The organism is Pedobacter albus (assembly GCF_036324255.1).
Lineage (GTDB): Bacteria > Bacteroidota > Bacteroidia > Sphingobacteriales > Sphingobacteriaceae > Pedobacter > Pedobacter albus.
Genome location: NZ_JAZDQT010000001.1, coordinates 1,372,143 through 1,384,426, shown reverse-complemented (window position 1 = coordinate 1,384,426; position 12,284 = coordinate 1,372,143). Strand labels below are relative to the sequence as shown.

Here is a 12,284-nt window from a genome sequence, read left to right as displayed (position 1 = left end):
TTAAGATAGGGGCAATAGGAATGTATTATTCGGCTTTCCAGTGCTTGATTACCCTTTTGCCAAATATATTGCTACCAATCCGAACCATGGTGCTGCCTTCTTCAATGGCCAGTTTATAATCGGCCGACATGCCCATCGAAATTTCCTTGAAGTAATCGGCTTTTCTAAAAAAGCTCAGTTTAAAGCCGTCGAAAAGCACCTTCAGTTCGTTAAATTCCACTTGTGTCTGTTTTTCGGTAGCGTTGTTGGTGGCAATGCCCATCAGGCCAACAATCCTTATGTGCTTCAGTTCAGCAAATTCTTCCGAACGCAAAAGTTCAACCGCTTCGTCAAACTGCAAGCCAAATTTGGTGTCTTCATCGGCAATGTAAATTTGTAACAAACAGTCGATTACACGATTGTTCTTGGCCGCTTGCTTGTCTATTTCCTTTAATAATTTTAAGCTGTCAACCGATTCGATAAGCTTTACAAAAGGAGCGATGTATTTAACCTTGTTGCTTTGCAGGTGGCCAATCAGATGCCATTCGATGTCTTGTGGCAGTTGGGCCTGTTTATCAACCATTTCCTGTACCAGGTTTTCGCCAAAAACACGCTGTCCGGCAGCATAGGCTTCTTGCACTGCTTCGGCAGGATGGTTTTTAGAAACGGCAACCAGCTTCACGCCATCGCTTTCTATCTCACTTTTATATTTTAATATTTTATCGGCAATGCTCATTTATCAGTATTTTTGGTAAAATTAACAACCTTAGCGCAATTTGGCTAAGAAATTAGAAAGGTTTTGTCAATAATGAAAAGATTTTTTGCCGTTTTATTGGTGTGCTCGGGGCTATATGCCTGCAAGCCAGGTATCCCCAAAGAGATTATCCAGCCCGATAAAATGGAAAAGGTACTGTTCGACATCCATGTGGTAGATGGCTACATCAGTACCATGTCGCCAGGCGCTGATAGCACCAAAAAGATAGCTTCGGCTTTTTACAAGGGTATTTATAAGAAGTTCCAGATTGATTCTGCCCTTTACAACCAAAGCATGGACTATTACTACCAGCACCCTGATATCCTCAAAAAAATATACGATAACGTTACCACGCAACTCAATAAAACAAAAGAGAAGCAACTGAAAGCCCTGCAGAAAATAACCGATACGGTAAAACCGGCAAAATCGGGAACAAAATCGGCAAAGGATTCTGTAGGCCAAGTCCAGGAAATGCAGCCGGTTAAGATGCCGGTTGATGTACCTCAAAGTGCTTCTACACCCAAAAAGTAATATGCTATATCCAGATAATTGCCAAGAGAGATTAGGTTTTAACGAAGTGAGGCAAATGGTGCACCAGCATTGCCTAAGTACCATGGGCCAGGCCTTGGTGAGCAAAATGCAGGTCATAACCAAACACGACCAGATCAACAAGTTTCTGCGCCAAACACACGAATTCAAAAGCATCTTGGAAAACCAAGAGCCCTTGCAGATCAGCACTTTTTTTGATATTAAGGTACTGGCCGATAAAATAAAAGTAGAAGGAACCTATCTGGTAGAGGAGGAACTCTTCCAGATTTATGCTTCCCTGCAGACCGTATTTTCGGTTTTGCGTTTTTTTGAAGAACGCGCCACGGTTTATCCGAATTTGGAAGCGCTTTTTGAACACTTGCCGATTGAAAAGAACATCCTTAAAAAAATAGAAAGCGTTTTGGATGCCAAAGGCAAGATGAAGCCCAATGCTTCGTCCGAATTGCAGGATATTACGGCCGCCATAGCCAAGGGCGAGCAGGAAGTGCGTAAAAAGATGGATGCCATCTATAAAAACGCGATTGCGCAAAATTGGGTGGCCGACGGCAGTTTAACCGTTCGCGATGGACGCATGTGCATTCCGATACTGGCCGAAAACAAACGCAAGCTCAAGGGTTTTATCCACGACGAATCGGCCAGTGGCCAAACTGTTTACTTGGAGCCTGAAGAGGTTTTTACGCTCAACAACAAGCTGCGCGACCTCGAATTTGACCGACGTAGGGAAATTGTGAGGATTTTGATTGCTTTAACAACCGAACTGAGGCCATATACGCCGTTGTTGCTGTCGTACCACGGCTTTTTAACCAAGCTCGATTTTGTCAGGGCAAAGGCTTTGTTTGCCATCGATATACAGGCCACCATGCCGGTGTTGCTCAAAGAGCCGAAAACAAGATTGGTTAATGCCCGTCATCCGTTATTGCTACTTTCTTTTGCTACAGAAAAGAAAACGGTGGTGCCCTTAAATATCCACATCAATGAGAATTTGAGGATTGTTTTGGTTTCCGGGCCAAATGCCGGGGGCAAATCGGTTTGTATGAAAACGGTGGGTCTTTTGCAGCTGATGTTGCAAAGCGGTTTGTTGGTGCCTGTTGATGAAGGGAGCGAAATGGGTATCTTTGATCAGGTCTTTGCCGATATTGGCGATGACCAGTCCATCGAATCCGATTTGAGTACCTACAGTGCGCATTTAACCAAAATGCGCTACTTTGTGGCCCATGCTTCGCCCAAAACACTGGTTTTGATAGATGAGTTTGGTACAGGGACCGATCCACAGTTTGGCGGACCAATGGCCGAGGCGGTTTTAGAGGTGCTCAATAAAAAGAAGGTAAGGGGCGTAATTACCACGCACTATTCTAACCTCAAGCTTTTTGCGGGCCATACCGATGGTTTGGAAAATGCCTCGATGCTTTTCGACAACAGCAAGATGAAACCGCTTTATGTGCTCGATATTGGCAAACCAGGCAGTTCTTATGCTTTCGAAATTGCGCAGAACATCGGCTTGCAACCCGAAGTATTGCAATTGGCCAGGGAAAAAACCGGAGCCAGCCAAAACAGCATCGACAGTCTTTTGGTTAATTTGGAAAAGGAAAAAAGACAAGTGCACGAAGCCAAAGTTGCTTTGGCTAATCAGCAAAACAAAGCCAAAAATCTGGTGGCCGAAAACGAGAAGTTGAAGCAGTTTTTGGAAGAGAATAAAAAGGTGCTGATTAAAGAGGCCAAACTCGAGGCCCAGAACATCATTAAGGAAGCCAATAAGCTGGTAGAAAATACCATTGCCGAGATTAAGGAGAAGAAAGCCGATAAGGTGGTAACCCAACAGTTGAGGCAGAACCTTAAAAAGAACCTGGCCAAAAACGAAGTAAAGGAAGAACGCAAACCGGTAGTAAGTTTCGATGATTCGGCCATAGAAGTAGGCGATTGGGTGCAACTGATCAATACCGAAACCAACGGACAGGTTTTGGAAATCAACCGCGACAATTTGGTGTTGGCTTTAGGCGACCTGCGTTCGGTGGTGAAAAGGAACAAGGTGCAGAAAATCAGCAACCGACAAGCCAAAAAAGCCGTGCAGAGCAATTCTTATGCAGGGAGGATGAATGAAGCCATCACCAATTTTAAACCCGAACTTGATTTGAGGGGCATGCGTGGTGAAACAGCTTTGCAGGAAGTAGAAAATTATCTCGACAAGGCGATTATGCTCGGTTTTCCGTCCATTAAACTGATCCATGGCAAAGGCGACGGCATTTTAAGAAAACTGATACGCGATTACCTGAAAAAATACACCGAAGTAACCCGCTTGGAAGACGAGCACGCCGACAGGGGTGGTGATGGCATTACCTATGTATATTTAAGTTAAATCGCTAATCTAATTTATTGTCGAAAATAATCGAAACTAAAGTGGCTTGACCTGCTGTTTGAGCCATTTTTAGCCCATGCTTAGTGTAAAACTTACATAGTTCAAATCGCTTAAATGATTTGGAAGGAGGGTAATATCTTGCTAATTTAGCCCAAAACACACGATTATATGATTAATAAAGTTGTATCTGGGCCAGATGAGGCGATCAAAGATATTAATGACGGACAAACCTTAATGCTCGGTGGTTTCGGCCTTTGTGGCATTCCCGAAAACTGCATTTCGGCTTTGGTAAAAAAGGGTGTCAAAAACCTTACTTGTATTTCGAACAATGCGGGTGTCGACGATTTTGGTATCGGCTTGATGTTGCAGACTCGTCAGGTTAAAAAAATGATTTCTTCCTACGTAGGTGAAAATGCCGAATTCGAAAGACAATTGCTCAGTGGTGAACTGGAGGTAGAACTTATTCCGCAAGGCACTTTGGCTACGCGTTGCATGGCTACCGGTTATGGCATGCCTGCTATTTTTACACCAGCAGGCGTAGGCACTGAAGTGGCCGAAGGCAAAGAAACGAGAAACTTTAATGGCAAAGATTACCTGATGGAATATGCTTTTGATGCCGATTTCGCTCTGGTTAAGGCTTGGAAAGGCGACACGGCCGGCAACCTGGTTTTCCGTTCGACGAGCAGAAATTTTAATCCGGTAATGGCCATGGCTGGTAAAATTACCATTGCCGAGGTAGAAGAATTGGTGGAAGTAGGTACGCTAGATCCCGATCATATCCATACACCAGGTGTATACGTGCATCGTATTTTTCAAGGCAAAGACTATGAAAAAAGGATAGAGCAACGTACAGTGAGAAGCAAATCATAAGTGGTAGTAAATAAGCGATAACAGCAAGAAATGTTAGATAAAAACGGAATAGCGAAAAGAATCGCTAAAGAAATAAAAGACGGTTATTACGTAAACTTGGGTATTGGCATCCCTACATTGGTAGCCAATTACATTCCAGAGGGCATCAATGTGGTGTTGCAATCGGAAAATGGCTTGTTGGGTATGGGGCCATTTCCTTTTGAAGGAGAAGAAGATCCGGATTTGATCAATGCCGGCAAGCAGACCATTACCACTTTGCCAGGTTCTTCGATTTTTGATTCGGCCATGAGCTTTGGCATGATTAGGGCACAAAAAATTGACCTTACAATTCTGGGCGCCATGGAAGTTTCTGAGCATGGAGATATTGCCAATTGGAAAATTCCGGGTAAGATGGTGAAGGGAATGGGTGGTGCCATGGATTTGGTGGCCTCGGCCAAAAACATTATTGTAGCCATGCAGCACGTAAACAAGGCGGGAGAAAGCAAACTATTGCCATCCTGTACCTTGCCCTTAACCGGCGTAAAATGTATCAAAAAAATCGTGACTGAATTAGCTGTTTTAGACGTATTGCCCGAAGGAGGCTTTAAACTATTGGAACGTGCACCTGGTGTAAGCGTAGATTTTATCAGAAATGCTACTGCGGGCAAACTCTTTGCCAGCGACGATGTGCCAGAAATGGTTATTGATTAAAACATGAAAAAGTTGGCTCGCTGTCAACTTTTTTTGTTTTGACCCGTTTTGTTTTACCATTAAGAAATTAAGGTGATTTAGTTTTGTTAGCTGCGTGGCAACAGGCTTAAAGGTTAATCTATAACCTAAACTATTGGTATACAAAAAAGCTTATTGTTCTTAATTCCTTAATGGTTGAACCAAAAAGAAATAGAGATGCTTTATTTTTTTACCATTAAGAAATTAAGATAATTGAGTTTTGTTAGCTGTGTGGCAGCAAGCTTAACAATAAAGCTATAGCCTAATTATTGGCGCACAAAAAAGCTTATTGTCCTTAATTCCTTAATGGTTGGACCAAAAGGAAATAGAAACGCTTTATTTTTTACCATTAAGAAATTAAGAGGATTGGGTTTTGTTGTTAGCATGACAGCAAGCTTAACAAAAAAGCTATAGTCTAATTATTGGCGCACAAAAAAGCTTATTGTCCTTAATTCCTTAATGGTTGAACCAAAACCAATTTACCATTAAGAAATTAAGAGGATTGAGTTTTATTAGCTGTGTGGTAGCACGCTCATCGGTGAAGCTATATCCTCAACTATTGATGAGCTATAAAAGACTTATTATCCTTAATTCCTTAATGGTTGGCTCTATATAAAACACCAACCCGATGGGGGAGTGTTTCGCCGCTGATTAACAGATTTTTGGTGGTTTTATTTTACCATTAAGGCATTAAGTTTTACTATTTGCATGCCAGCAAGCTTAACAATAAAGCTATAGTCTAGTTATTGGCGCACAAAAAAGCTTATTATCCTTAATTACTTAATGGTTGAACCCAAAAAGAAACAGAGATACTTTTCTTAATGGTTGAGCCAGAAAAAACATTAATGCTTTAATTGGTTAGCAAAACTTCGCTTTCAGCTCTGCAGAAATTTCTTCGGTAACCCTAATGATGTCTTCAGGCGTATCAAAGTTATTCGACACCACCTTGTTGCAGGTTTCCCTGTATGGCAATAGAAATTCTTTATATGCTGGTACCACATGGTTGTTCCATTTATAAAGTACATCATCTTCAGGATAACCTCTTTCCATGCCATCGCGCTTAATGCGACGTTTCAAGGCAACCTCTTCATCAGCTTCGATAAAGATGCGCAGATTCAATAAATCGGCTATTTCCTTAAAATGCAGGATGAAAAGTCCCTCCACAATGATGATGGGCGCAGGGTTGATTTCCAAAATCTTAACTACAGCCAGTGGATTGTTGAAATTGTATTCCTTTTTATAAACTACTTCGCCCTTGATCAGTTTTTTGATGTCGATCAGAAACTGTTCGTCATCAATAGTAGAGGGCAGGTCGAAGTTGTAGAGTTTGTTTTCCTCCTGGGTCATTTCGCCGGCAGGAATATAATAGTCGTCTTGAGAAAGGAGCGTTACCTCATCGTTTTTAAAATGATGAAGAAAGCTATTTAGAAAAAATGTTTTGCCAGAGCCGCTACCTCCTGCAATGCCGATGATCAATGGGCTTTTATTGTTCATTATCTTGAGCGCCGTAGTTTATATTACAAAAAAATCTCTTATCCAAAGCACCAACAGCATCTGCTACTGCTTTTGTCATTACAATGATAACATCTTTTGTGGATTCATTCTCTGTAAATTTACCAACAACCTTGGCAAAGGCCGATCGGTTGCTCATCGGGTTGGTAACCTTGATGATGGTGCCGATAGGGGCTGTGCGGTGCAATACCAGCATTTTGCTAGGATCCAAATCGTTGTCGGTAATCCAAAGTGCCGTACCTTTTTCTTCGTATTGCGTGATGCCAAATTTGCTTGGCGAACCTTTAAACGAAGGCTCTTTGAGTGTATTCGGATTGGCTTCCGAGCCTTGGTCATCATCGGCCAGCGCTGCCACCGGTTTGGCTCCCTTGATAATCAGTTTCTGACCGGTAGTCAGATCGTTTGAAGCCAAATTGTTCCAGGTTTTAAGCTGAAAAGTGGTTAGGCTGTACTTTTTGGCAATGGTGTAAATGGTTTCCCCAGCAACTACCGTATGCTCAAATCCGCCATCGGTACTAACAGTAGGGCTTGGCGGAGTTGCTGCTTCCTCTGTTTTTTTCTGTTTGCTCTTTACAGGAGGTGCTTCTGCCACTTTTGGGGCCTCAACAGGAGCCTCAGCTGGTGCTGCATTGCCATTTGCCGAAGGAATTCGAAGTACCTGTCCGATTTGCAGGTTACTTGAAGTCAAACCGTTTAGCCTTTTGATTTCATCAACCGTAGTGCCGTATTTTTCGGCCAGCATGTTCAGGTTTTCCTTGGCTTTGATGGTATGCGAAATATTGCCTGTATTTTCTGTATTGGCGGTATTGTTCGCCACGCTTTTTGTAGGCTGGGCAACAGGTGCCGGAGTTTCTTCTACTGGGGCATTACCGTTTGCAGGTATCTTCAATTGCTGTCCGATTTGTAGGTTGTTCGAACTTAGTCCGTTTACCCTTTTAATTTCGTTTACCGTCGTGCCGTATTTTTCGGCCAGCATATTCAGGTTGTCTTTGGCTTTAATGGTGTAGGTAATTAAAGCGCCATTGTCGGTATTGCTGGCGATGACAGGCGTTGCTGCGGTGGCAAAAGGGGTTTCGGTAGGCACTTTGACCACTACGCCGATCTGAAGGAACTTGCTGTCGTTGAAAGACATGATATCCTTATAGTTAACATTATAGCGGCGGGCAATAGAATAGTAGGTTTCTTTGGCTTCTACTTTGTGCAGGATCAGTTTTTTTCCTTTGTAATTCTCCACACCGATCGAATCGATAGCCGTATTGGCGTGGGCAACAGATACTTGAAGGAACAGCGCAACGATGAATAATTTATATAGCTTATACATTAAATCTTAGCAATTTGGAAACACAATTATACGAATAATATGCTTATAGGTAGATGAATGTTATAAAAACGGTACGATGACATTTCTATTGCCCCTAAAAACTATTTTTGAAAACCATTTCGGCAGTGCTTTGTTGTATCAGTACAAAAATTAACCTTCAAAATAGAAATTATCATGGATGCAAAAGAAATCAGCCTTAGCGAAAAACAAGTAAAACCAGTAGTCGACATGCTCAACGATTACCTGGCCAACTATCATATCCACTATCAAAAATTAAGGGGATGCCATTGGAACGTAAAAGGACAAAACTTTTTTACGCTGCATATCAAGTTCGAAGAACTGTATACCAATGCGCAGCTCACCATCGACGAAATTGCCGAGCGTGTACTCACCTTGGGCAAGCCACCGCACAGCCGTTTCGCCGATTACATCAAAGAATCGCAAATCAAGGAAATCGATACCATTGGCATGAACGATATGGCTATGGTGGAAGCCATTTTAGACGATATGGCCAAGCTGATCGAATTGGAAAGAGAATTGCTCGATGCGACCGATAAGGCAGGCGACGATGGCTCAAACGATATGGTGAATCGCTTTATGCAGTTCAAGGAAAAAAATACCTGGATGCTGCGTTCTTTCGCTGGCAAGAAATAAACAGTCGCTATTTGATCAAGAATCCCCGTTTCAACCAAGCGGGGATTTTTTGTTGTTGGGTATATGGGCTGTCAAACTATCGGCTATGGACTGAAAGACTAATTCCTTACTTTTGTAACAATGGGATATCGAAATTTAGCCGAATGTATTGCCGACCTTGAAAAACACGGTCATCTGGTAAGAATAAAAGAAGAAGTTGATCCGTACCTTGAAATGGCGGCTATCCATTTAAGGGTTTATGAGAAACAGGGGCCAGCTTTGCTGTTCGAAAATGTAAAAGGAAGTCCCTTCAAAGCCGTTTCCAATCTGTTTGGTACCTTAGAACGCTCCAAATTCATGTTTAGGGACAGTTTGCCCAAGGTAGAGCAATTGGTTGCCTTGCGTTCTGATCCTATGAAGGCCTTAAAAAACCCATTCAAATACGCTGGTTCGGCCTTAACGGCATTGTCGGCTTTGCCATTAAAGCAATCGCTTTTTAAAAGCACGTTCCAAAAAACAAGCATCAGCAGCCTGCCTCAAATTGTAAACTGGCCTATGGATGGCGGTCCGTTTATTACCATGCCACAGGTTTTTACCGAAGATATCGATAAACCCGGCGTGATGAATGCCAATGTGGGCATGTATCGCATCCAGCTGGCGGGCAATGATTATGTGCAGGACAAGGAAATCGGTTTGCATTACCAAATCCACAGGGGAATTGGCGTACACCAAACCAAAGCTAATGCCAAGGGGCAACCTTTAAAGGTAAGCATTTTTGTAGGCGGACCGCCGTCGCATCCGCTTGCCGCGGTAATGCCTTTGCCCGAAGAGCTTTCTGAACTCACTTTTGCAGGCGCTTTGGGCAACAGGCGTTTCAGGTATTTTTACGATGAAGAAGGTTTTTGCATCTCGGCCGATGCGGATTTTGTGATTACCGGAACGGTGTATCCACACGAAAACAAGCCAGAAGGGCCTTTTGGCGACCATTTGGGCTATTATAGCCTAACGCATCCTTTCCCTTTAATGAAGGTGCACAACGTTTACCATAAAAAAGATGCCATTTGGTCGTTTACCGTGGTGGGCAGGCCCCCGCAGGAAGATACGAGCTTTGGTGCACTGATCCATGAAATTGCCGGTTCGGCCATTCCGCAGGAAATCCATGGCCTGAAAGAAGTAAATGCGGTTGATGCCGCTGGTGTACATCCTTTGTTGTTTGCCATCGGAAGCGAACGTTATACACCTTATCTAAAAGAGCGCAAGCCACAGGAGATTTTAACCATTGCCAATCATATTTTGGGCAAAAACCAATTGAGTTTGGCCAAATACCTCTTTATTGTCGCTAGGGAAGATGATGAAAGTCTAAGTACCAACGATATTCCGGGCTTTTTGCATCATGTTTTAGAAAGGATAGACCCGAGCAGAGATCTGCATTTCTATACCAATACCACGATTGACACACTCGATTATTCTGGCGATGGCCTGAACGCAGGATCGAAAGTGGTATTTGCCGTGGCAGGCGACAAAAAAAGAGCGCTTGCCAATGTATTGCCAACCAATTTGAATTTGCCAGCTCCATTTGTTGCCAGTCAAATTGCAATTCCGGGAGTTTTGGTGATGCAGGTCGGTTCTTATGTGGATGCGCAGCAAGCCAAACAAGAAATAGCTAGACTGAAGAAAAGTCTACAGGCTGTCGATTTAAGCGGTTTGCCTTTGATCGTACTTTGCGATGATGCTCAATTTACAGCCGCCAACGTAAACAATCTGGTTTGGGTTGCTTTTACCAGAAGCAATCCGGCAGCAGATATTGATGGTGTCAATGATTTTACCCGCGACAAGCATTGGGGCTGTACAGGTCCGGTAATTATCGATGCCCGCAAAAAGCCTCATCATGCACCTGAGCTGATTAAAGATGCCGAAGTCGAAAAAAGAGTAGACAGGCTAGGGCAGCAAGGTGCTTCGCTTTACGGAATCATCTAAAATTTCCAACGAACAAATCCATTACAAATTCTAAAACATAAAAAAATCCCGATTGCCACTGACAATCGGGATTTTTATTATTTAAACAGTGTCTTATGCTTAGAATCTCAAGCCTAAAGTTAAGAAAACATTGTTTTTGGTGTTTTTAACCTGGGCAACAGGTTCTGCACCATTGCCTAAATTGTAAGGCGTAAAATCGTTGTTGGTTTCTACGCGTTGATAGGTTAAATCTACGTAGTAATTGCTTACACGATAACCCAAGCCACCGCTGTACATTTTGGTGTCGAAAACTTTATCGCTATCGTTTTTGTAAGGAGAGCCATTTACGCCGTAACCAGCTCTTAAGCTTAGGTTGTTCACTTTGTATTCGCCACCAATTCTATAGTTCACTGCGCCTTTGTAATTGCTTCTCACATCGCTGTTGTTGTCGATCATGATATTTCTATCGCTGCTGCTGCCGTTGTTGTTGGTCGAAAATCTGATGCTCGAATAATCTACATAATCAATATCCGCCGAGATCAAGGCTTGACCAGCAATCACATAGCTTGCGCCAAAAGAGCCTTTTAACGGCGTACGCAAATTGTAGGTGAAGTCGTAAGTTTGCTTATCGGTTGTACCTCTAATGGTTCCTCTGTTATCGAGGCCTTCGGTATAGCTGTCGTCAATTACAAACCATGTTGGCGTTTGGATGGTAGCTCCTAAGCGCAAGCCATCTACGGGTTTGAAAATTACCCCTACACGTCCGTTTACGCCAGAACCTTTGGTAACCTGGCTTTGGTTAAACAACAACTTGTAGTTGATGTTGTTGCCGGTTAGGTTACCCGATGCATCATATTCGCGTGCACTGCCGCTTTCTTCAAACTGTGCATCACTGTTGTATCTCAAGTCGATCAAGCCAATGCTCGCCCCAATATAAAACTGGTTGGAGATGTTAGCGGCCGCAGAAAAATTGAATTCAGAAACCGAACCCGACCTTACTTCGTTTTTGCGTTGAAAATTGAACTGGTTTCTGCTTTGGTCAACAAAAGTTTCCGAAAAATAATTGCCAGCGGCGTTGTCAAAGCTAATCAGGTAATTGTCATAAGCCATTCTTTCTAAACTGCCTTGAGCCAAATTATTCGGCGCAGTTGATCCAGCCAGTTGGGCAAAATAATCGGTGATCGAGTTACGGCCATTTGAACCGGCATAATTTACTTCCATGCCATAATCGTTGGTTCTGTTGTAGCCAATACCAAAAACGCCACTAATCAGCCCTTTTTTGGTGTCTTCTCCCTTTTGTTTGTAAGTAGGAGCGAAGAATACAGCGCCAATTTGGTTAATGTTCAGTTGGCTTTTGTTGGTTACGTCGTTTTGTCCGAGGTAACTGGCGTTCATGCCGCTTTGGTTAAATTCTGGCGTAAAGCCGAATTCAGATTTGGTAAAAAGACCTAATCCGGCCGGGTTGCCGCCCAAGGAGCTCAAATCGCCACCGTTGGCTATCTGGGCATTTCCCATGGCTTTAAATCGGGCGGTACTGCCATAATTGGTTTGAGAGAAGCGCAAAGCGTCGCTGGCATATTGCGCGTAAGTATTGCTGGTAGTGGCTACTATAGCCACTACTAACAGTGTTAGAATTTTTTTCATTTGTG

At 43.0% G+C, this 12,284-nt stretch carries 10 protein-coding genes; 6 read left to right on the top strand and 4 right to left on the bottom strand.

Going from position 1 to position 12,284, the window contains the following annotated elements:
• Positions 1–25: 25 nt before the first annotated feature.
• Complete coding sequence (locus VRU48_RS05850; protein ID WP_330106987.1) at positions 26–715, bottom strand: YggS family pyridoxal phosphate-dependent enzyme; 690 nt, start codon at positions 713–715, stop codon at positions 26–28.
• A 72-nt stretch (positions 716–787) separates the two neighbouring features.
• On the opposite strand from VRU48_RS05850, the gene VRU48_RS05845 reads away from it, so the two are divergent.
• From VRU48_RS05845 to VRU48_RS05830, 4 genes are all read left to right on the top strand, one after another.
• The gene (locus VRU48_RS05845) at positions 788–1,264 is read left to right on the top strand and encodes a DUF4296 domain-containing protein (protein ID WP_330106986.1); all 477 of its coding nucleotides are present in this window, start codon (positions 788–790) and stop codon (positions 1,262–1,264) included.
• 1 nt (position 1,265) lies between these two features.
• Positions 1,266–3,635 carry an endonuclease MutS2 gene (locus VRU48_RS05840; protein ID WP_330106985.1) on the top strand — a complete coding sequence of 790 codons (2,370 nt, stop codon included), beginning with the start codon at positions 1,266–1,268 and terminating at the stop codon, positions 3,633–3,635.
• 168 nt (positions 3,636–3,803) lie between these two features.
• On the top strand, positions 3,804–4,505 hold the full coding sequence (locus VRU48_RS05835) for a CoA transferase subunit A (RefSeq protein ID WP_330106984.1): 702 nt from the start codon (positions 3,804–3,806) through the stop codon (positions 4,503–4,505).
• Positions 4,506–4,535: 30 nt separating this feature from the next.
• Positions 4,536–5,195: a CoA transferase subunit B gene (locus VRU48_RS05830; RefSeq protein WP_330106983.1), complete on the top strand. Its 660-nt coding sequence runs from the start codon at positions 4,536–4,538 to the stop codon at positions 5,193–5,195.
• 876 nt (positions 5,196–6,071) lie between these two features.
• On the opposite strand, the gene VRU48_RS05825 is transcribed toward VRU48_RS05830, so the two are convergent.
• Together VRU48_RS05825 and VRU48_RS05820 are read right to left on the bottom strand one after the other, a co-directional pair.
• Complete coding sequence (locus VRU48_RS05825) at positions 6,072–6,707, bottom strand: uridine kinase family protein (RefSeq protein ID WP_330106982.1); 636 nt, start codon at positions 6,705–6,707, stop codon at positions 6,072–6,074.
• On the bottom strand, positions 6,697–8,046 hold the full coding sequence (locus VRU48_RS05820) for a LysM peptidoglycan-binding domain-containing protein (protein ID WP_330106981.1): 1,350 nt from the start codon (positions 8,044–8,046) through the stop codon (positions 6,697–6,699). The genes VRU48_RS05825 and VRU48_RS05820 overlap by 11 nt, the downstream gene beginning before the upstream one ends.
• Before the next feature lie 174 nt (positions 8,047–8,220).
• Here VRU48_RS05820 and VRU48_RS05815 point away from each other — a divergent pair, with 174 nt between their 5' ends.
• Positions 8,221–8,700 carry a Dps family protein gene (locus VRU48_RS05815; RefSeq protein WP_330106980.1) on the top strand — a complete coding sequence of 160 codons (480 nt, stop codon included), beginning with the start codon at positions 8,221–8,223 and terminating at the stop codon, positions 8,698–8,700.
• A 120-nt stretch (positions 8,701–8,820) separates the two neighbouring features.
• Positions 8,821–10,656, top strand: a complete 1,836-nt coding sequence (locus tag VRU48_RS05810) for a UbiD family decarboxylase (protein WP_330106979.1) — start codon at positions 8,821–8,823, stop codon at positions 10,654–10,656.
• A gap of 99 nt (positions 10,657–10,755) precedes the next feature.
• Here VRU48_RS05810 and VRU48_RS05805 read toward each other — a convergent pair whose 3' ends face one another.
• Positions 10,756–12,279 (bottom strand): OmpP1/FadL family transporter, encoded by a 1,524-nt coding sequence (locus tag VRU48_RS05805; RefSeq protein WP_330106978.1) that lies wholly within the window; start codon positions 12,277–12,279, stop codon positions 10,756–10,758.
• Positions 12,280–12,284 lie beyond the last annotated feature (5 nt).